Raw genomic sequence first — 20,151 nt, 5'->3', positions numbered from 1 at the left:
AACGGAACCCCTGACATGTCGACCATTCTCCAAAACGTTCCCGCCGGCCAGAAGGTCGGCATCGCCTTCTCGGGCGGCCTGGACACCAGCGCGGCGCTGCACTGGATGAAGCTCAAGGGCGCGATCCCCTACGCCTACACCGCCAACCTCGGCCAGCCCGACGAGCCCGACTACGACGAGATCCCGCGCAAGGCAATGCTCTACGGCGCCGAGAACGCCCGCCTCATCGACTGCCGCGCACAGCTGGCCAACGAAGGCATCGCCGCCCTGCAGGCCGGCGCCTTCCACGTGACCACCGCCGGCGTCACCTACTTCAACACCACGCCGCTGGGCCGCGCGGTGACGGGCACCATGCTGGTGTCGGCCATGAAGGAAGACGACGTCCACATCTGGGGCGACGGCAGCACCTACAAGGGCAACGACATCGAGCGCTTCTATCGCTACGGCCTGCTCACCAACCCCGCGCTGAAGATCTACAAGCCCTGGCTCGACCAGGTCTTCATCGACGAGCTGGGCGGCCGCGCCGAAATGTCGGCGTTCATGCAAAAGGCCGGCTTCGCTTACAAGATGTCGTCCGAGAAGGCCTACTCGACCGACTCGAACATGCTGGGCGCCACCCACGAAGCCAAGGACCTCGAGCACCTGAACAGCGGCATGCAGATCGTGCAGCCCATCATGGGCGTGGCCTTCTGGAAGGACGAAGTCGAAGTCAAGCGCGAAACCGTCTCGGTGCGCTTCGAGGAAGGCGTGCCCGTCGCGCTGAACGGCGTGCGCTACACGAACCTGGTCGAGCTGATCCTCGAAGCCAACCGCATCGGCGGGCGCCACGGCCTGGGCATGAGCGACCAGATCGAAAACCGCATCATCGAAGCCAAGAGCCGCGGCATCTATGAGGCCCCGGGCCTGGCGCTGCTGTTCATCGCCTACGAGCGCCTGGTCACCGGCATCCACAACGAAGACACCATCGAGCAGTACCGCGACAACGGCCGCCGCCTCGGCCGCCTGCTGTACCAGGGCCGCTGGTTCGACCCGCAGGCCATCATGCTGCGCGAAACGGCCCAGCGCTGGGTGGCACGCGCCATCACCGGCGAAGTGACGGTCGAGCTGCGCCGCGGCAACGACTACTCGATCCTGAACACCGAATCGGCCAACCTCACCTACAAGCCCGAGCGCCTGAGCATGGAAAAGGTCGAAGGCGCGTTCACGCCGCTGGACCGCATCGGCCAGCTCACGATGCGCAACCTGGACATCGTCGACACGCGCGAAAAGCTCGCCATCTACACGCAGGTCGGCCTGCTGTCGTCGGGCGAAGGCGCCTCGCTGCCGAAGCTGGCGAACGACGGCGACGCGAGCTGATCGATCGACTCCCCTGCCCTTGCCACGCGCAAGGGCGGCAATGACAAACGGGCCCTCGCGGCCCGTTTTTCTTTGGGAGACTTTGGGAAATGCCCCGGCGTCAGTCGCCGCCGCCTCCGCACCCGCCGCCGCATCCACCGCCGCCATCGGACGCGCCACCTCCGTCGCTGGAGCCGCCATCGCCGCTCCCGCTCGCCTCGCTGCCGCCGAAGCCTCCGGCATCGCCCGAGCTGCCGCCGTCGGACGACGAATCGCCGAAGCTCGTGCCGCAGTGCGCGTCAGAGCCGATTTCTCGCTCGACCGCCCGGCAATCGGGGATGTAGTGAAAGCCGTCCGCAATCGCAAACTTGATGTCCAGCGCAAACAGCAACGGCAGCCGCGCCGGATTGCGCGGGTCGATGCTTTCTTCCTTGCAGGCCCAGTACCAGGTGCGGCGCAGGCCGTCGTTGCGCCGCGCATCCTGGCCCAGTACCTCGGCCGGGCTGTGATGCAGCATGCGCCCGAAGGCCGCCTGGCACCAGGTCTGGTAGCCCTGCGTGTGCAGGATGAACTCGTGCCAGGCCGTGTCGACCACCCGCGAGGGCATGGCGACGAACTTGAGGTTGCTGCGCAGGTACGCCATGAAGAACTGCCGCAGCCCGCGCAGCACCAACTCGGCGTCGCGTCGGCTCAGTTGCGGGTGCGCCGCGCGGAGCTTGCCGATCAGGAACGGCGGCAGCCGGGCCTCGCGGATGAACTGGCGGCGCAGGCTGAGTTCGATCTGGCTCAGGAGCCCCGCGAATAAGAGGGCCGCGAGGATCAGCAGCACCGACCCCCACCAGCCCGCCCGCACCAGGAACACCGAGGCGATGCCCGCCACGATGACGGCAAGCTGCGCCCAGCCCAGCACGGCGATGCGCCGGCGGTAGTTCAGGTGCAGGAAGTCGAGATCCACCGCGTCAGACCACCACCGGCTCCGGCTCCAATCGGATGCCGAAGCGCTCGTACACGCTGGTCTGGATCGCCTTGGCCAGGGTCATCACCTCGCCGCCGGTCACCGGGTTGGCCGAACCGCCGCGGTTGACCAGCACCAGCGCCTGCTTTTCGTACACGCCGGCGTTGCCCACCGACTTGCCCTTCCAGCCGCAGGCGTCGATGAGCCAGCCGGCCGCGAGCTTGATGCTGCCGTCGTCCATCGGGTAGTGAACGATCTTGGGGTCGCGCGCGATGATGTCGGCGCACTGCTCGGGCGTGACCGTCGGGTTCTTGAAGAAGCTGCCGGCGTTGCCCAGCACGCGCCAGTCGGGCAGCTTGGCGCGGCGGATGGCGCAGATCCACTCGAAGATGTCGACCGCGCTCGGTGTGAAATTGCCGGTTTCTTCCATCTTGCGCTCGAGGTCGAGGTAGCCGACCACCGGCTTCCAGGGCTTGGGCAGCCGGAAACGCACCCGCGTGATGACCGCGCGGCCCGCCAGGCCGAAATCGTTCGGGCCGCTGCGCACATGCTTGAAGACCGAATCGCGGTAGCCGAAGGCGCACTGCGCCGCGTCGAGCGTGAAGGCGCGGCCGGTTTCGAGGTCGAAGGCGTCGAGCGAGTCGAAGCGGTCCTGCAGCTCGACGCCATAGGCGCCGATGTTCTGCACCGGCGCGCCGCCCACGGTGCCGGGAATGAGCGCCAGGTTTTCCAGCCCCGGGTAGCCGCTGCGCACCATCCATTCGACGGTGTCGTGCCAGGTTTCGCCGGCGCCGGCCTCGACGATCCAGGCACGCGGCGTCTCTTCGACCAGCCGGCGACCTTTGATTTCGACCTTCAGCACCAGTGGCTTGACGTCGCCCGTGAGCACGATGTTGCTGCCGCCGCCGAGCACGAAACGGGGTTCGTCGCGCCAGGCCGGATCGGCGTGCAGCGCGGCCAGGTCGGCCTCGCTGGTGATGCGCGCCAGGTGCTGCGCACGCGCGACGATGCCGAAGCTGTTGTAGGGCTGCAGCGGGACATTGGACTCCACGATCATGGGAGAATTGTCGCATTCAGTCCCCGTGCGTCCAGGAGAGCCTATGCCGTCTTTCGATACCGTCTGCGAGCCCAATCTGCCCGAAGTGAAGAATGCGGTTGAAAACACCGCCAAGGAAATCGGCACGCGCTTCGATTTCAAGGGCACCGCTGCCGCCGTCGAGCTCAAGGACAAGGAGATCACCATGATCGGCGATGCCGAGTTCCAGCTCGTGCAGGTCGAAGACATCCTTCGCAACAAGCTCACCAAGCGCAACGTCGACGTGCGTTTTCTCGACAAGGGCGACGTCCAGAAGATGGGCGGCGACAAGGTCAAGCAGGTCATCAAGATCAAGAACGGCATCGAGAGCGAGCAGGCCAAGAAGATCACCCGCATCGTCAAGGACAGCAAGCTCAAGGTGCAGGCCGCGATCCAGGGCGACGCCGTGCGCATCACCGGCGCCAAGCGCGACGACCTGCAGGCCGCCATGGCCCTCATCAAGAAGGACGTGCCCGACATGCCGCTGTCCTTCAACAATTTCCGCGACTGACCCGCGCATGAAGGCGCTCCTCGTCGCGGCGCTGTGGGCGGCCGCGGCCATGGCGGCGCACGCCGCCGACTCGGTCACGCTGACCGGCTCCATCGGCAGCCGCGCCATCCTCATCGTGAACGGCGCGCCGCCCAAGACGGTGGCGGTCGGGGAGACCTTCCAGGGCGTCAAGCTGGTGTCGCTGCAGGCCGACCAGGCGGTGGTCGAATCGGCGGGCAAGCGTTTTTCGCTGCGCATGGATTCGCCCGTGAGCATCGGCCGGGGCGGCATTGCCGGCAGCGGTGGCAACCGCATCGTGCTGCAGGCCGACAGCCGAGGCCACTACATGACGCAGGGCCAGATCAACGGCCGCGCCGTCACCTTCATGCTCGACACCGGCGCAACCACCATCGCGCTGTCGGCGGTCGATGCCCAGCGCATCGGGCTCGACTACAGCAAGGGGCAGCTGGTGCAGATGCGCACGGCCAACGGCAACGCTGCGGGCTACAGGCTGCGGCTGCAAAGCGTGCGCGTGGGCGACGTCGAGGTCTACGACATCGATGCCATCGTCTCGCAGCAACCCATGCCCTTCGTGCTGCTGGGCAACAGCTTTCTCAACCGCTTCTCTATGCGGCGCGACGCCGACGAGATGATTCTCGAGAAGCGGTACTGAGACCGCTCCCGATCCGGCCTCAGGCCTGCGCGGCCGTGACGACGATCTCGATCTTGTAAGCCGCGTTGGCCATCTTGGCCTCCACGGTCGCGCGCGGCGGCGTGTTGCCGGCCGGAATCCACGCGTCCCACACCTCGTTCATGGCGCCGATGTCGCCGATGTCGGCCAGGAAGATCTGCGTCATGAGGATGCGCGACTTGTCGCTGCCGGCCTCGGCCAGCAGGCGGTCGACCATGCCGAGCACCTGCGCGGTCTGGCCGCGGATGTCCTGCGTGGTGTCGTCGGGCACCTGGCCCGCGAGGTAGATGGTGCCGTTGTGCACCGCGGTCTCGGACAGACGCGGGCCGACGTGGAAGCGGGTGATGGATGCCATGGTGAGTTCAAGCCTTTTTCTTCGAGCCGAGTTTCGACTCCGTGCCGGCCGCGAGCCGGCGGATGTTTTCGCGGTGCCGCCAGATCAGCAGCAGACTCATGATGATGATCGCAATCAGCACCGTGCGGTCGAGTGGCCACGCAATGTTTCCACCCAGCAGGTAGTAGGCCGGCGCGAAGAACGCCGCCACCAGCGACGACAGCGACGAATAGCGAAAGAAGATCGCGATGATCAGCCAGGTCGCGCCCGTGGCCAGCCCCAGCCAGGGTGCGATGCCCACCAGCACGCCGGCGGCCGTGGCCACGCCCTTGCCGCCCTGGAAGCTGAAGAACACCGGGTACAGGTGGCCCAGGAAGGCCGCCAGGCCCGCCAGCGCCGCCACGCCCTCGCCCAGCCCCCACTGCGCGCCGAACTGGCGGATCAGGAACACCGGCAGCCAGCCCTTCGCCGCATCGAGCAGCAAGGTGGCCAGCGCGGCGCCCTTGTTGCCCGAGCGCAGCACGTTGGTGGCACCGGGGTTGCCGCTGCCGTAGCTGCGCGGGTCGGCCATGCCGAGCGACTTGCTCACGATGACCGCAAACGACAGCGAACCGATCAGGTACGACGCCACGATGGCAAGGAGGGAAGGCAGATCGAAACTCAAGGCGGTCTCCGGGGAACGGATTGTTGTTGTGCGCCGCCGGCCTGCACGCCCGGCGGGAAAAAGCAAACGCCGGCTATTCTGCCAGCGCGCACTGCACGGGCTTGGCGCCCAGCAGCGTCACGCACACCTGCGGATCGATGCCCACGAGGTAGCCGCGCCGCCCGCCGTTGATCGCGATCTTCGGCAGTTCGAGCACGCTCGACTCGATGTAGACCGGCATCTCGCGCCGCGTGCCGAAGGGCGAGGTGCCGCCCACCATGTAGCCGCTGTGGCGCTGCGCCACCTCGGGCTTGCAGGGCTCGACCGACTTGGTGCCGATCTGCCGCGCGAGGTTCTTGGTCGACACCGTGCGGTTGCCGTGCATCAGCACGATCAGCGGCCTGGCGTCCTGGTCCTGCATCACCAGCGTCTTGACCACGGTGAACGGGTCGAAGCCCAGCACCTGCGCGCTGTGCTGGGCGCCGCCGTGCTCCTGGTACTCGTAGGGGTGCTCGGTGAAGGCGACCTTGTTCGCCCGCAGCAGCTGGGTGGCGGGCGTCTCGGAAACGTGGGCTTTCTTGCTCACTTGCTCACTTGTTCGGGTCAGGCGGCGGGGTCGCGGATGTCCAGGCGGATCTTGTCGATCTCGGCCAGCACCTCGGCCGACAGCGTCGTGCCGTAGGCGTCCAGGTCTTCGTCGAGCTGCGCCACCGAGGTCACGCCGATGATCGTGCTCGCCACCTGCCACTTGGTGTAGCAGAAGGCCAGCGCGAGCTGCGTGGGGCTCAGGCCGTGGTCGCGCGCGAGCTGGTTGTAGCGCCGCGCCGCGCGCAGCGCGTCAGGCTTGCCCCAGCGCTGCTTACGCACCGACTCGTAGCTCGAGATGCGCGCGCCCTTCGGCGCGTCGGGGCCTTCGATGCCGCTCTGGTCGTACTTGCCCGTCAGCAGGCCGAAGGCCAGCGGCGAGTACGCCAGCAGCGACACGCCGAGCCGGTGCATGGTCTCGTCGAGCGCGTTCTCGTGCGCGCGGCTCACGAGGTTGTAGACGTTCTGCACCGACACCACGCGCGGCAGCCCGTGCTGCTCGGCCAGCCGCACGAACTCGTGCACGCCGTAGGGCGTCTCGTTCGACAGGCCGATGGTGCGCACCTTGCCCGCCTTCACCAGCTTGCCCAGCGCCTCGAGCTGGTCGTGGATCGGCGTCTGCGAGGTTTCCTTCTCGGGGTTGTAGTGGATGTTCCCGAACACCGGCACGTGGCGCTCGGGCCAGTGGATCTGGTACAGGTCGATCACGTCGGTCTGCAGGCGGCGCAGGCTGCCGTGGCACGAGGCCTCGATGTCGGCCGCCGTCATGCCCGTGCCTTCGCGCACCCAGGGCATGCCGCGCGAGGGGCCGGCCACCTTGGTGGCCAGCGTGATCTTCTGGCGCGTGCCGGGGTTGGCCGCAAACCAGTTCCCGATGATGGTTTCGGTCGCGCCGCAGGTTTCCTTGCTTGCCGGCACCGCGTACATCTCGGCCGTGTCGATGAAGTCGACGCCGCGCTCGAGCGAACGGTTCAGGACGGCGTGGGCGGTGGGCTCGTCGACCTGCTCGCCGAAAGTCATGGTGCCGAGGCAGATCGGGGTGACGTGGAGGTCGCTCTGACCGAGTGGAATCTTTTTCATGCGCGGAATGCTAGCGCGCCCGCGCGGCAGGCGCTGCCCCGGCCCCGAGAAACCGAGTGCCGCCCTGTCCTGTGGCGGACTGCGCGCGGCGCGGCCTCTCCGTATCATCGAGCGCCATATGTACCAAGCCCTCCGCCCCTCGCGCAGCGAATTCGTGCCCGTGCGCAACCTGAACTACCACGTCCGCCTCTGGGGGCAACCGTCGAGCGAGCGCCCGCCGCTGGTGCTGGTGCATGGCTGGATGGACGTCGCGGCCTCCTGGCAGTTCGTGGTCGATGCGCTGAAGGACGACCGTTTCATCATCGCCCCCGACTGGCGCGGCTTCGGCCTCACCGACGGCGGCGGCGTCGACAACTACTGGCTGCCCGACTACCTGGCCGACCTCGAATGGCTGCTCGACCACTACGCCGGCGAAGGTGACGATGCCCGCCCGGTCGACCTCGTGGGCCACAGCATGGGCGGCAACGTCGCCATGCACTACGCGGGCGTGCGCCCGGCGCGCATCCGTCGCCTCGTCAACCTCGAGGGCTTCGGGATGCCCGCGCGCCAGCCCGACGAGGCGCCCGCGCGCTACGGCCAGTGGATCGACGAGCTCAAGGGCCTGCACCGCGGCGAGAAGGCGCTCGCGGGCTATTCGGCGGTGGACGGCGTGGCGCGCCGCCTCATGAAGACCAACCCGCGCCTCACACAGGACAAGGCCGACTGGCTGGCCGGCCACTGGTCGGCGCCGCAGGCCCAGCCCGACGGCAGCGCGCGCTGGCAGATCCTCGGCGAGGCCGCGCACAAGATCGTCAACGCCAACATCTTCCGCGTCGACGAAACACTGGCGCTGTACGCGCGCATCACTGCGCCGACGCTGATGGTCGAGGCCTCGGACGACAGCCTGCACGGCTGGTGGAAGGCCCGCTACACGCTCGCCGAGTTCCACGAGCGGCTGAAGTCCGTGCCCTCGGTGCGCATCGAGCAGCTGGCCGACGCGGGCCACATGCTGCACCACGACCAGCCGCAGCGCGTGGCGCAGCTGATCGAAGACTTCCTGGCCTAGGGCCTGTTCACCCTATTTCTGGCGTCGCGTTGGCTGGCAAAGGGGCTGGCTGCAAGGCGCCCGTGCGCAGCAAGGCTTCTGCCTTGCAAGCGCGGGCAACGCCGCAGACGGCCCCTTTGCCAGCCAACCCGAAGGGAAGGTCTGCCACGGCGGGCCACTCGGCGTTGCGCTCCTTGCGTGTGCGCATGCACACGCGGTGTCACGCGCCTTGATTGGCCCGCCGTGGCAGACCTTCGCGACGCCAGAAATAGGGTGAACAGGCCCTAGTCGGCCTTCTGCGTGGCGCGGCGCAAGGCCGCGCGCGCCAAGAGCCGCGTCGAATCCAGCGTCGGCAACGGCGAATTCGCATCGCTCATGATCAGCGGAATCTCGGTGCAGCCGAGCACGACCGCGTCGCAGCCCTCCTCGTCCTTCAGGCGCTGCATCACGCGCTGGAAGGTCGCCACGGCCTCGGGCTTGAAGATGCCGCAGACCAGCTCGTCCATGATGATCCGGCCGATCTCGGCGCGCTCTTCGACGGTGGGGCGGACATATTCGAGGCCGCGCGCCGAGAGCTTCTCGGGATACACCTCGCTGTCGGTCAGCCAGCGCGTGCCCGTGATGCCGATGCGGCGAAAGCCCCGGCGCACGGCCTCGTCGGCCACCACCTCGGCGATGTGCAGCCAGGGCCGCGGCGAATGCGGCGCCACGTGGTCGAAGGCCTGGTGGATGGTGTTGTCAGGGCAGACCAGGAAATCCGCGCCCGCCGCGGCGAGCTTGTGCGAGGAGCCGAGCATCAACTCGCCCACGCCCGCCAGGTCGCCCGCGTCCAGGCAGCGCGTGTACTCCGCGAGCGAGGGCGTGTGCATCGACACCTCGGGGTGCGCATGCGGGCCGAGCAGCGCCGCGCCCTCGATGCAGATGGTCTTGTAGCAAAGCGCCGCGCCTTCGGCGGAGCAGCCGACGATTCCGATGTGCAGGGTCATGGGCGCATCCTACAAAAGCCGGCGCGGTTTATCCGGCCTGCGGATATGCAAGCGCGCAAATCTTCGTTCGCGGCGCGCAGCGTGCGTCCTAGAGTGCCCGACTCCCCTTGCCGTCTCCCGGAGTTGTCGCCATGCCTTCCCTTTCGCGCGCGCCCTCGTGGCTGCGCCGCCTCGCCCCGCTGTCCGGCGGGCTCGCACTGAGCCTGCTGCTGCTGCCCCCCGCCCACGCGGACGACCTGCGCGTCGGCTTCATGCCGGGCCCCTACCGCGACGCCTTCACCCACGGCATCGAGCCCCAGCTGAAGAAGCTGGGCTACAGCATCAAGTACGTCGAGTTCAGCCAGGGCGTGCAGCCCAACGACGCCGTGGAGCGCGGGCAGATCGACGCCAACATCTTCCAGCACTCGCTGTACCTGAACGCCACCAACAAGCAGCAGGGCTTCGACCTCGTGCCCGTGGTGCATGTGCCGACGCCGCCCATGGGCCTGTATTCGCGCCGCCACAAGACGCTCGACACCGTGCCCGACGGCGCCACCGTCACGCTGCCGGCCGACCCGGTGAATGCGGCGCGCGCGCTCAACATCCTCGCGGCCATCGGCTGGGTCACGCTCAAGCCGGGCGTGAGTCCGCTGAGCGTGTCGGAGCGCGACATCACCAACAACCCCAAGCGCCTGAAGATCGTTCCGCTGGACGCCGCGCAGGCGCCGCGCTCGCTGGCCGACGCCGACCTCGCGGCCGTGCAGGGCAACTTCGCCGTGGCCTCGGGCCTGAAGCTCACCGAGGCGCTGAAGCTCGAAGACATGACGCTGCCCTACGTCAACGTGGTGGCGGTCAGGCGCAGCAACGAAAACGCGAAGTTCGCGAAAGACATCGCCACCGCCTACCAGTCGCCCGAATTCCAGAAGTTCTTCAAGGCCAACCCCGTGTGGGCGGGCTACCGGCTGCCGGACTACTTCAGCCAATGAGCAACAACCACAACACCGCGCCGCGCAGGCAGCTGCACCTCAACGTCAACATCCTGCATTCCGGCTTCGTGCCCTCGGCCTGGCGCCTGCCCGAGAGCGACCCGTGGGCGTTCGCCGACATCCAGCACTACATCCGCACCGCGCAGATCGCCGAGGCCGCCAAGCTCGACGCCGTGTTCCTGGCCGACAACGCGGCCATCGTCGACCAGATCCACTTCCGCCCGATCACCGCGCTGGAGCCCACCATCCTGCTGGCCTGCGTGGCCGCCGCGACCACGCACATCGGCCTCATCGCCACCGCTTCCACCAGCTACAACGAGCCCTACAACCTCGCACGCCGCTTCGCCACGCTCGACCACGTGAGCGCCGGCCGTGCCGGCTGGAACATGGTGACCACGGCCGACCTGCCCTCGGCGCGCAACTTCGGCCTGGACACCACGCCCGACCATGCCAAGCGCTACGCCCGCGCCTCCGAGTTCGCCGACATCGTCAAGGCGCTGTGGGACAGCTGGGAAGACGACGCCTTCGTGGGCGACAAGGCCGCCGGCCGCTTCATCGACCCGGCCAAGGTGCACGCCCTCGCGCACCGCGGCGAGCACTTCGCGGTGCAGGGCCCGCTCAACCTGCCGCGCCCGCCGCAAGGCCACCCGGTGCTGGTGCAGGCCGGCGCCTCGGCGGATGGACGCGAGCTCGCGTCGCGCCATGCCGAAGCCGTGTTCTCCGCCTCGCAATCGTTCGAAGAATCGCAGGCCTACGCACGCGCCCTCAAGACCCGCGCCGCCGAGCTGGGCCGCGGCCCCGACGCGGTGAAGGTGCTGGCCGGCCTCACCACCATCGTCGGCGCCACCGAAGCGCAGGCGCTTCGCCGCCGCGACGCGCTGGTCGATTTGATCCCCTGGGACTACAGCCTCACGCGCCTGGCCGGCACGCTGGGCATCACGCCCGACCGCCTCAAGCTCGACGAGCGCCTGCCCGACGACCTGCCGCTGCCCGGCAATGGCAACGGCAACCACACTTTTTTCAACGCCGTGGTCGCCGCCGGGCGCACGCACGGCTACACGGTGCGCCAGCTGATCCGCGAACTCGCGGGCGGCGGCGGGCACCGCGTGATCGTCGGCACGCCCGAGCAGATCGCCGACGACATCGAGCGCTGGTTCAAGGGCGGTGCGGCAGACGGCTTCAACCTGATGCCCGATGCGCTCCCGCATGGGCTGCAAGACTTCGTGGAGGGCGTGGTGCCGATCCTGCAGAAGCGAGGCATCTTTCGCACCGAATACGAGGGGCGCACGTTGCGCGACCACCTCGGGTTGGCCAGGCCTGCAGGGCGGGCGGCGCAACGGCTTGCAGCCTGAAGGCGGCCACTCACGCAGGGCGAACACCCACAGCGTGCCCTGTGCCCAGGACACTGGGTGCTTCCCGCAGCGAAATCAAGGAGGAGGCCGCAGGCCGGGGGACATTCGCGGAGGGAAGTACCCGGTGGCCTGGGCACGCGCCCCGAACAGTCGGCTCAGGCTTCCCACCACCCCTCGTCAAAGCGCCCCTGCAAGAAGGCCACAAACCCCGACACCTTCCCCGGCACCAACTTCGGCGAAGGAAACACCGCGTGGATCTCCTGCTCCGGCAGCGCATGGTCCCCAAGGACGGCGTTCACCTTCCCCGCCGCCAGCGACTCGCTCGCCACATAGCGCGGCATCAACGCAATGCCCAGTCCGTCACGCGCCGCAGCCAGCACAGCCGACAGGTTGTTCGACCGGAAGCGCCCCGACACCGGCACCGTCACCGGATCGCCCTTGGGCGTGTGCATGCGCCAGAACTCATCGCCCACCACGCTGCTGTAGATCAGCGCCACGTGCGCGCTCAGGTCCTGCGCGCGCTTGGGCGTGCCGTGCTTCTTCAGGTAGGCCGGCGACGCCACCATGACCCACGGGTTCGCGCCCAGGTAGCGCGCACCCAGTGACGAGTCGGCCAGCTTGCCCATGCGGATCGCCACGTCGATGCCCTGCGCGATGAGGTCGACATAGCGGTCCTCGAAGCTCAGGTCCAGCTGCACCTGCGGATGCCGGCGCATGTACTCCAGCGCCAGCGGCACCACCACGCGCCGCCCGAAGGCCACCGACGTGCCCACCCGCAAGAGGCCCTGCGCCTGGTTCTGGCGCAGCTGCACGATGCTGTCGGCCTCCTCGGCGTCGCGCACGATGGTCTTGCACTTCTCGTAGTACAGCGCGCCCGGCTCCGTGAGGCTCACGCCGCGCGTGTTGCGGTTGAGCAGCCGCACCTTCAGGCGCGCCTCCGTGGCCGCGACCTGCTTGGTCACGGTGGGTTGCGTGGTGTTGAACTCGCGCGCCGCCTTCGAGAAGCTGCCGGTCTCGACCACGCGCACGAACATTTCCATTGCCAATAGACGGTCCATGGCCGGATGGTAGCCAGTTATTCCACTACGGAATAGGTTTTATGGCCCCCAGCCGTCTTCTTGGAATGCGCCCCGCTTCCTACAGTGAGGCCACCTCAAGGAGACTTTCAAATGGCAAAGATGACAGCGGTCCAGGCCGCAGTTCTGGTGATGGAAAAAGAAGGCGTCACGCAGGCCTTCGGCGTGCCGGGCGCGGCAATCAACCCGCTGTACTCGGCCCTGCGCCAGCGCGGCAGCATCTCGCACATCCTCGCGCGCCACGTCGAGGGCGCCTCGCACATGGCCGAGGGCTACACCCGCGCCGTGGCCGGCAACATCGGCGTGTGCATCGGCACCTCGGGCCCCGCGGGCACCGACATGATCACGGGCCTGTACTCGGCCTGGGCCGATTCCATTCCCATTCTCTGCATCACCGGCCAGGCACCGCGTGCCCGCCTGTACAAGGAAGACTTCCAGGCGGTCGACATCGAGTCGATCTCCAAGCCCGTCACCAAGTGGTCGGTCACCGTGCGCGAACCCGGCCAGGTGCCGCAGGTGTTCCAGCAGGCCTTCCACCTCATGCGCTCGGGCCGCCCGGGCCCCGTGCTCATCGACCTGCCCTTCGACGTGCAGATGGCGCAGATCGAGTTCGACATCGACGCCTATGAGCCCCTCAAGCCCTACAAGCCGGCCGCCACGCGCGCCCAGATCGAGAAGGCCATCGGCATGATGCAGGCGGCCGAGCGCCCGCTGATCGTGGCCGGCGGCGGCATCATCAACGCCGACGCCTCCGACCTGCTCGTGCGCTTTGCCGAAGCCACCGGCGTGCCGGTGATCCCCACGCTCATGGGCTGGGGCGCCATTCCCGACGACCACCCGCTCATGGCCGGCATGTGCGGCCTGCAGACCAGCCACCGCTACGGCAACGCCACCGTGCTCGCTTCGGACTTCGTGCTCGGCATCGGCAACCGCTGGGCCAACCGCCACACCGGCTCGGTCGACGTCTACACCAAGGGCCGCACCTTCGTGCACGTGGACATCGAGCCCACGCAGATCGGCCGCGTGTTCACGCCCGACTTCGGCATCGTCTCCGACGCCAAGGCCGCGCTCGAGCTCTTCGTCGAAGTGGCCGAGGAAATGAAGGCCGCCGGCAAGCTCGCCGACCGTGGCGCCTGGGCCGGCGAATGCCGCGAGCGCAAGAAGACCTTGCTGCGCAAGACCAACTTCGACACCGTGCCGATGAAGCCGCAGCGCGTGTACCAGTGCATGAACAACCACCTCGAACGCGACACCTGCTACGTGAGCACCATCGGCCTGTCGCAGATCGCGGCCGCGCAGTTCCTGCACGTGTACAACCCGCGCCACTGGATCAACTGCGGCCAGGCCGGCCCGCTGGGCTGGACCATTCCCGCCGCGCTGGGCGTGCGCGCCGCCGACCCGACGCGCAAGATCGTCGCGCTCTCGGGCGACTACGACTTCCAGTTCATGATCGAAGAGCTGGCCGTGGGCGCGCAGTTCAAGCTGCCCTACCTGCACATCGTGGTCAACAACTCGTACCTCGGCCTGATCCGCCAGTCGCAGCGCGGCTTCGAGATGGACTACTGCGTGCAGCTGGCGTTCGACAACATCAACGCGCCGGCCGACGCCGGCATCGAAGGCAGCTACGGCGTCGATCACCTCAAGGTGGTCGAGGGCCTGGGCTGCAAGGCGATCCGCGTGCACAAGCAGGAAGAGATGGCGCCCGCCATCGCCCGCGCCGAAGCGCTCATGGCCGAGTTCCAGGTGCCGGTCGTCATCGAGGTGATGCTGGAGCGCGTGACCAACATCGCGATGGGCACCGAGATCGACGCCATCAACGAATTCGAACCGCTGGCCGAAAGCACGGCCGACGCACCGACCGCCCTCGCAGTGGCGATGCTGGACTGATCGAGGAGACGAAAGACATGCCCAAGTTCGCAGCCAATCTCACGATGCTCTTCACCGAGCTGCCGTTCATGCAGCGCTTCGAGGCGGCCGCCAAGGCCGGCTTCAAGGCGGTGGAGTACCTCTTCCCCTACCCCTTCGACAAGAAGGAACTCACGGCCGCCCTGCGCACCAACGGCCTGCAGCAGGTGCTGCACAACCTGCCGGCCGGCGACTGGGACAAGGGCGAGCGCGGCATCGCCTGCCACCCGGACCGCACCGGCGAGTTCCGCGAAGGCATCGCGCTGGCCATCGACTACGCCACGGCGCTGGGCTGCCCGCAACTCAACTGCCTGGTCGGCAAGGTGCCGGCAGGCGTGAGCACCGAAGCCGCGCACAAGACCGTGGTCGAGAACCTGCGCCTGGCAGCGCGCGAGCTCGAAGCCGCGGGCCTGCGCCTGCTGATCGAGCCGATCAACACCTTCGACATCCCCGGCTTCTTTCTCACGCGCACCGACCAGGCGCTGGCACTGATCGACGAGGTGGGCTCCAACAACCTGCGCGTGCAGTACGACATCTACCACGCACAGCGCATGGAAGGCGAGCTGGGCAACACGCTCACCAAGCAGCTGGCGCGCATCGGCCACATCCAGCTGGCCGACAACCCGGGCCGCGGCGAGCCGGGCACGGGCGAGATCAACTACCCGTGGCTGTTCCAGCACATCGATGCGCTGGGCTACGACGGCTGGATCGGCTGCGAATACAAGCCCCGCGCCACCACCGTCGAAGGCCTCGGCTGGCGCGAAGCCCTCACGAAGAAGCAATGAACGTTCACGAAGGAAACAGAGACATGACCACTGCAGCACAAAAAATCGGATTCATCGGCCTGGGCATCATGGGCGCCCCCATGGCGGGCCACCTGCTCGACGCAGGCCACGAACTCTTCGTGAACACGCACGGCAACACGCCGGAGCCCTTCGTCTCCAAGGCCACCATCTGCGGCTCGGCCGCCGAAGTGGCGCGCAAGGCCGACATCGTCTTCATCATGGTGCCCGACACCCCGGACGTGGAGAAGGTGCTGTTCGGCGCCCCCGGCGCGGAAGGCGTGGCCGACGGCCTGAAGGGTTCGCAGGGCAAGATCGTGGTGGACTGCAGCTCCATCGACCCGATCGCCACCAAGGAATTCGCGCGCCGCATCGTGGCACTGGGCGCCGGCTACATCGATGCGCCGGTCTCGGGCGGCGAAGTGGGCGCCAAGGCCGCGAGCCTGACGATCATGTGCGGCGGCGACGAAGGTACCTTCGGCCGCGTGAAGCCGCTGCTGGACAAGATGGGCAAGAACGTGACGCTGGTGGGCGGCGCGGGCGACGGCCAAGTCTGCAAGGTGGCCAACCAGATCATCGTGGCGCTGAACATCGCCGCCGTGAGCGAAGCCCTGGTGTTCGCCTCGAAGGCCGGCGCCGACCCGGCCAAGGTGCGCCAGGCGTTGATGGGCGGCTTCGCCAGCTCGCGCATTCTGGAAGTGCACGGCGAACGCATGATCAAGCGCACCTTCGCGCCGGGCTTCCGCATCGCGCTGCACCAGAAGGACCTGAACCTGGCGATGCAAAGCGCCCGTTCGCTGGGCGTGGCGCTGCCGCAGACCGCGAACGCAGCACAGCTGATGAACGCCTGCGCGGCGATGGGCTACGGCCAGCTGGACCACTCGGCGCTGGTGAAGGCCCTCGAAGCCCTCGCCCAGCACACCGTATCACCCGACTGAACCTAGCTTTTTGCAGTCTCGAGAGACTCTTTCAGGTTGCGTCGGCGCCATGCCCAGGTCTTCACGGCCTGCGGCAGGATGCCGATGCACGACGCGTAGTACGTTACCTTGAAGCCCCAGAAGCGCGGCCCGATGGGCGTGTTGCGGAACAGGTCGCCGGCCAGGATGGACAGGAGCGCCTCCTGCATGCGCCAGATGTTGCGCGGCGCCATGAACAGGCGACGGATGGCGGGCGAGGTGATGCGGTAGATGAACCACGAGAACATCTTCGGCCCGTGCTTCATCACCTTCTCGTAATGGCGGAAGGCCTTCTCGGCCTCCTTCGCCTCGCCCTTGAGCCAGTGGTCGGCGCAGGTCGCGGCCTCGAAGCCGCTGTTCATCGCCAGGTACACGCCCGAGGAGAACATCGGGTCGACGAAGGCATAGGCGTCGCCCACCATCATGAAACGGTCGCCACGGCAGAACTTGGAGTCGTAGGCGTAGTTGCCGGTGGTGGTGGCGCCTTCCATGAGCGTGGCGTTCTTCAGCCGCGCAGCCAGCTTGGGCGCCAGCGCGATGGTCTGCATCAGGAAGTCCTCGAGCGAAGCGCCCTGGCGCCGCTTGAAGTAGGCCGGCGAGGCCACGGCGCCGACGCTCACGGTGCCGTCCTTCAGCGGGATGTACCAGAACCAGCCGTGGTCGAACCAGAAGAGCGAGATGTTGCCCTCGAAGCGGCCCGGCCGGCGCTCGGCGTTGGCGAAGTGGCCGTACAGCGCCGCGCTCGCATGCTTGCGGTTGCGCTGCTTGGCGTCGAACTGGTTCGACAGCAGCGTGTCGCGCCCGCTGGCGTCGATCACGAAGCGCGGGCGCCATTCGGTCTCGGTGCCGTCGTCGGCCTTGACCTTCACCAGCGCCCGGTTGTCGGGCGTGCCCTTGCCGGCGTCCATGTCGACGCCGGTGACGCGCCGGCCCTCGAAGGTGCGCGCGCCGCGCTTGCCGGCGTGGCGGAACAGCAGCTCGTCGAACTCCGAACGGCGCACGTGCACGGCGTAGGGAAAACTCTTGTCCATCGCCTGGCCGAAGTCGAAGTGGCTGCTGTGGTCGTGCCAGGGCGAGACGAACTCGGCGCCGTGCTTGCGCAGGCCGATGGCCTCGACCTCGGTGCGCACGCCGAGCCGGTCGAACAGCGGCATGTTCATCGGCAGCAAGGATTCGCCGATGTGAAAGCGCGGGTGCTGCGCCTTCTCGAGCAGCACCACGTCGTGGCCCTTGTCTGCGAGCAAGGCGGCCACCGTGGAGCCCGAAGGGCCTCCGCCGATGACCACGACGTCCGGCTCGGTGCCGGTGAAAGGTCCGGGTGTCATTCGATGTCCCTCCGTGTTGTTCTGTGGTTGTGGACGTTGGTTCGCCGCACCGCCCGTGCGGCACGGATTTGCCCCCCGGAAACGGGGGTGTTGAAGTTTAGCGAGTCGGCAGACCCTCTCGATCAGGCGGAAGATAGAGGGTCTCGTCGTTCCCCCCGAGAGAAGAGGCCGCGCTTTTGCGGTAGCCTCATTGCCCGCCAGAACCTAGGAGACTTTTCAAATGGCTGCATCCCTGTCCCCCGCTGAAGAAGCACTTCGAGAAGCAGCGCGCGAATACCACCGCTCGCCCGTCAAGGGCAAGATCTCGATCACCCCCACCAAGCCCCTGCTGAACCAGCGCGACCTGTCGCTGGCTTATTCGCCGGGCGTGGCCTACCCCTGCCTCGACATTGCGGAAGATCCCGCGCTCGCGGCCGAATACACCGCCCGCGGCAACCTCGTGGGCGTCATCACCAACGGCACCGCCGTGCTGGGCCTGGGCAACATCGGCCCGCTGGCCTCCAAGCCCGTGATGGAAGGCAAAGGCTGCCTGTTCAAGAAATTCGCCGGCATCGACGTGTTCGACATCGAGCTGGCCGAGAACGACCCCGACAAGCTGGTCGACATCATCGCGGCGCTGGAGCCCACGCTGGGCGGCATCAACCTCGAGGACATCAAGGCGCCCGAGTGCTTCTACATCGAGAAGAAGCTGCGCGAGCGCATGAACATCCCGGTGTTCCACGACGACCAGCACGGCACGGCCATCATCTCGGCCGCAGCGCTGCTCAACGGCCTGGAACTGGTCGGCAAGAAGATCGAGGACGTCAAGATCGCCGTCTCGGGCGCCGGCGCTGCCGCCATCGCCTGCCTGGACGTGATGGTCGGCCTGGGCGCCAAGCCCGCCAACATCTACGCCTGCGACTCCAAGGGCCTGATCTACATGGGCCGCACAGGCGGCTTCGACGAATCGAAGGCCCGCTACGCCCAGAAGGACACCGGTGCCCGCACCCTGGCCGACGTGGTGAAGGACGCCGACGTGTTCCTGGGCTGCTCGGCCCCCGGCGTCATGAGCGCCGAGATGGTCAAGACCATGGGCACGCAGCCGATCATCCTGGCGCTGGCCAACCCCGAGCCCGAGATCCGTCCCGAGCTGGCCAAGGCCGTGCGCCCGGACTGCATCATTGCCACGGGCCGTTCGGACTACCCGAACCAGGTCAACAACGTGCTGTGCTTCCCGTACATCTTCCGCGGCGCGCTCGACTGCGGCGCGAGCAAGATCACGGAAGAGATGAAGCTGGCCTGCGTGCGCGAAATTGCCGACCTCACCAAGGCCGACATCAGCGAAGAAGTGGCCACCGCCTACGCAGGCCAGGAGCTGGCCTTCGGCCCCGACTACATCATCCCGAAGCCCTTCGACTCGCGCCTGATCCTGCGCATCGCGCCGGCCGTGGCCAAGGCGGCCGCTGCCTCGGGCGTGGCCTCGCGCCCGATCGAGGACATGGAGGCCTACCGCCAGCACCTGACGCGCTTCGTCTACCAGACGGGCATGTTCATGCGCCCGGTGTTCAGCGCCGCCAAGATCTCCACCACCAAGCGCGTGGCCTACGCCGAGGGCGAGGACGAGCGCGTGCTGCGCGCCGCGCAGTGGGCGGTCGACGAAGGCCTGGCCCAGCCCATCCTGGTGGGCCGCCCCGCCGTGATCGAGGCGCGCATCCAGAAGGCCGGCCTGCACATCCGCCCCGGCACCGACTTCGAGATCGTGAACCCGGAAGACGATCCGCGCTTTCGCACCTACTGGGAGAGCTTCCACAAGCTCATGGGCCGCCGCGGCGTCACGCCCGAGGCCGCCAAGACCATGGTGCGCCGCTCCAACACGACCATCGCCGCGCTGATGCTGCACCTGGGCGATGCCGACGCGATGATCTGCGGCCTGGTCGGGCGCTTCGACGTGCACCTGGAGCACATCCGCAACCTGATCGGCCTGAAGCGCGGCGCGCCCGGCTTCGCCACGCTGAACGCGCTCACGCTCGAGAAGCGCACGGTGTTCATCACCGACACCAACGTGAACGAAGACCCGAGCGCCGAACTGCTGGCCAGCATCGCCGTGATGGCCGCCGAAGAGGTGCGCCGCTTCGGCCTGCCGCCGAAGGTGGCCTTCCTGTCGCACTCGAACTACGGCACCTCCAGCCGCGGCTCGGCGCGCAAGATGCGCCTGGCGCGCGACCTGTTCTCGCAGATGGCACCCGACATCGAGTGCGACGGCGAGATGCACGGCGACGCCGCGCTGTCCGACGAGATCCGCCGCACCGCCCTGCCCGAGACCACGCTCACGGGCGAGGCCAACCTGCTGGTGTGCCCGAACCTCGACTCGGCCCACATCCTCTACAACGTGCTGAAGATGACCGGCGCGAACGGCATCACGGTGGGCCCGATCCTGCTGGGCGGCGCGAGCTCGGCCCACGTGCTGACGCCCTCGGCGACGGTGCGCCGCATCATCAACATGACGGCGCTGGCCGTGGCGAAGGTGAAGTCCCAGGACTGACGCCGACGTTTCCTCCATGAAACACAACGCCCCGTCGCGGTCTCCGCGGCGGGGCGTTTTTCATGGCGCAA

General features: G+C 67.7%; 19 protein-coding genes. 10 read left to right on the top strand and 9 right to left on the bottom strand.

Translation table 11 applies throughout. The annotated features are described in order from the left end of the window. The first annotated feature begins 15 nt into the window (after positions 1 to 15). On the top strand, positions 16 to 1,356 hold the full coding sequence (gene argG / locus ACAM52_RS04080) for an argininosuccinate synthase (RefSeq protein ID WP_369646195.1): 1,341 nt from the start codon (positions 16 to 18) through the stop codon (positions 1,354 to 1,356). Positions 1,357 to 1,456: 100 nt separating this feature from the next. Here the strand turns inward: argG and ACAM52_RS04075 are convergent, their stop codons facing one another. Continuing rightward, entirely contained in the window at positions 1,457 to 2,290 is an 834-nt protein-coding gene (locus ACAM52_RS04075; RefSeq protein WP_369646194.1) for a hypothetical protein, read from the bottom strand. A gap of 4 nt (positions 2,291 to 2,294) precedes the next feature. Next, on the bottom strand, positions 2,295 to 3,347 hold the full coding sequence (gene murB, locus ACAM52_RS04070) for a UDP-N-acetylmuramate dehydrogenase (RefSeq protein ID WP_307588747.1): 1,053 nt from the start codon (positions 3,345 to 3,347) through the stop codon (positions 2,295 to 2,297). Positions 3,348 to 3,390: 43 nt separating this feature from the next. Here murB and ACAM52_RS04065 point away from each other — a divergent pair, with 43 nt between their 5' ends. Together ACAM52_RS04065 and ACAM52_RS04060 are read left to right on the top strand one after the other, a co-directional pair. Next, positions 3,391 to 3,876 carry a YajQ family cyclic di-GMP-binding protein gene (locus ACAM52_RS04065; protein ID WP_095746332.1) on the top strand — a complete coding sequence of 162 codons (486 nt, stop codon included), beginning with the start codon at positions 3,391 to 3,393 and terminating at the stop codon, positions 3,874 to 3,876. A 7-nt stretch (positions 3,877 to 3,883) separates the two neighbouring features. Continuing rightward, entirely contained in the window at positions 3,884 to 4,528 is a 645-nt protein-coding gene (locus ACAM52_RS04060) for a TIGR02281 family clan AA aspartic protease (RefSeq protein ID WP_062469972.1), read from the top strand. Positions 4,529 to 4,547: 19 nt separating this feature from the next. Here the strand turns inward: ACAM52_RS04060 and ACAM52_RS04055 are convergent, their stop codons facing one another. The 4 genes from ACAM52_RS04055 to ACAM52_RS04040 all read right to left on the bottom strand — a co-directional run bounded on the left by ACAM52_RS04055 (position 4,548) and on the right by ACAM52_RS04040 (position 7,188). Further along, positions 4,548 to 4,901 (bottom strand): RidA family protein, encoded by a 354-nt coding sequence (locus ACAM52_RS04055; RefSeq protein WP_070062404.1) that lies wholly within the window; start codon positions 4,899 to 4,901, stop codon positions 4,548 to 4,550. 7 nt (positions 4,902 to 4,908) lie between these two features. Beyond that, positions 4,909 to 5,544: a glycerol-3-phosphate 1-O-acyltransferase PlsY gene (gene plsY, locus ACAM52_RS04050; RefSeq protein ID WP_070062403.1), complete on the bottom strand. Its 636-nt coding sequence runs from the start codon at positions 5,542 to 5,544 to the stop codon at positions 4,909 to 4,911. Positions 5,545 to 5,617: 73 nt separating this feature from the next. Further along, positions 5,618 to 6,109: an aminoacyl-tRNA deacylase gene (locus ACAM52_RS04045; protein WP_369646193.1), complete on the bottom strand. Its 492-nt coding sequence runs from the start codon at positions 6,107 to 6,109 to the stop codon at positions 5,618 to 5,620. Between the two features lie 17 nt (positions 6,110 to 6,126). After that, the gene (locus ACAM52_RS04040) at positions 6,127 to 7,188 is read right to left on the bottom strand and encodes an aldo/keto reductase (protein ID WP_062469984.1); all 1,062 of its coding nucleotides are present in this window, start codon (positions 7,186 to 7,188) and stop codon (positions 6,127 to 6,129) included. A gap of 118 nt (positions 7,189 to 7,306) precedes the next feature. On the opposite strand from ACAM52_RS04040, the gene ACAM52_RS04035 reads away from it, so the two are divergent. After that, positions 7,307 to 8,233 carry an alpha/beta fold hydrolase gene (locus ACAM52_RS04035; protein WP_369646192.1) on the top strand — a complete coding sequence of 309 codons (927 nt, stop codon included), beginning with the start codon at positions 7,307 to 7,309 and terminating at the stop codon, positions 8,231 to 8,233. 263 nt (positions 8,234 to 8,496) lie between these two features. On the opposite strand, the gene ACAM52_RS04030 is transcribed toward ACAM52_RS04035, so the two are convergent. Further along, positions 8,497 to 9,198 carry an aspartate/glutamate racemase family protein gene (locus tag ACAM52_RS04030; RefSeq protein WP_369646191.1) on the bottom strand — a complete coding sequence of 234 codons (702 nt, stop codon included), beginning with the start codon at positions 9,196 to 9,198 and terminating at the stop codon, positions 8,497 to 8,499. A 131-nt stretch (positions 9,199 to 9,329) separates the two neighbouring features. Between ACAM52_RS04030 and ACAM52_RS04025 the strand changes: the two genes are divergently transcribed. Together ACAM52_RS04025 and ACAM52_RS04020 are read left to right on the top strand one after the other, a co-directional pair. After that, on the top strand, positions 9,330 to 10,163 hold the full coding sequence (locus tag ACAM52_RS04025; protein WP_369646190.1) for a MetQ/NlpA family ABC transporter substrate-binding protein: 834 nt from the start codon (positions 9,330 to 9,332) through the stop codon (positions 10,161 to 10,163). Further along, entirely contained in the window at positions 10,160 to 11,515 is a 1,356-nt protein-coding gene (locus ACAM52_RS04020; protein ID WP_369646189.1) for an LLM class flavin-dependent oxidoreductase, read from the top strand. The genes ACAM52_RS04025 and ACAM52_RS04020 overlap by 4 nt, the downstream gene beginning before the upstream one ends. A 155-nt stretch (positions 11,516 to 11,670) precedes the next feature. On the opposite strand, the gene ACAM52_RS04015 is transcribed toward ACAM52_RS04020, so the two are convergent. Next, a complete protein-coding gene (locus ACAM52_RS04015; RefSeq protein WP_062473378.1) occupies positions 11,671 to 12,573 on the bottom strand; it encodes a LysR family transcriptional regulator in 903 nt (300 codons plus the stop codon). Positions 12,574 to 12,684: 111 nt separating this feature from the next. Between ACAM52_RS04015 and gcl the strand changes: the two genes are divergently transcribed. Genes gcl through ACAM52_RS04000 form a run of 3 tightly spaced genes read left to right on the top strand, consistent with a single transcriptional unit; the run spans position 12,685 to position 16,216 of the window. Further along, positions 12,685 to 14,478 (top strand): glyoxylate carboligase, encoded by a 1,794-nt coding sequence (gene gcl / locus ACAM52_RS04010; RefSeq protein WP_369646188.1) that lies wholly within the window; start codon positions 12,685 to 12,687, stop codon positions 14,476 to 14,478. Positions 14,479 to 14,495: 17 nt separating this feature from the next. Then, a complete protein-coding gene (hyi, locus tag ACAM52_RS04005; protein WP_369646187.1) occupies positions 14,496 to 15,281 on the top strand; it encodes a hydroxypyruvate isomerase in 786 nt (261 codons plus the stop codon). Positions 15,282 to 15,304: 23 nt separating this feature from the next. Next, positions 15,305 to 16,216 (top strand): 2-hydroxy-3-oxopropionate reductase, encoded by a 912-nt coding sequence (locus ACAM52_RS04000; protein ID WP_369646186.1) that lies wholly within the window; start codon positions 15,305 to 15,307, stop codon positions 16,214 to 16,216. 2 nt (positions 16,217 to 16,218) lie between these two features. On the opposite strand, the gene ACAM52_RS03995 is transcribed toward ACAM52_RS04000, so the two are convergent. Next, entirely contained in the window at positions 16,219 to 17,559 is a 1,341-nt protein-coding gene (locus tag ACAM52_RS03995) for an NAD(P)/FAD-dependent oxidoreductase (RefSeq protein ID WP_307637763.1), read from the bottom strand. 220 nt (positions 17,560 to 17,779) lie between these two features. Here ACAM52_RS03995 and ACAM52_RS03990 point away from each other — a divergent pair, with 220 nt between their 5' ends. Next, the gene (locus tag ACAM52_RS03990; RefSeq protein ID WP_369646185.1) at positions 17,780 to 20,080 is read left to right on the top strand and encodes an NADP-dependent malic enzyme; all 2,301 of its coding nucleotides are present in this window, start codon (positions 17,780 to 17,782) and stop codon (positions 20,078 to 20,080) included. Positions 20,081 to 20,151 lie beyond the last annotated feature (71 nt).

Source organism: Variovorax sp. V118, assembly GCF_041154445.1.
Taxonomy (GTDB): Bacteria; Pseudomonadota; Gammaproteobacteria; order Burkholderiales; family Burkholderiaceae_C; genus Variovorax; species Variovorax boronicumulans.
Note: the sequence above shows the minus strand (reverse complement) of the source record. Positions and strands in the feature narration are given on the sequence as shown.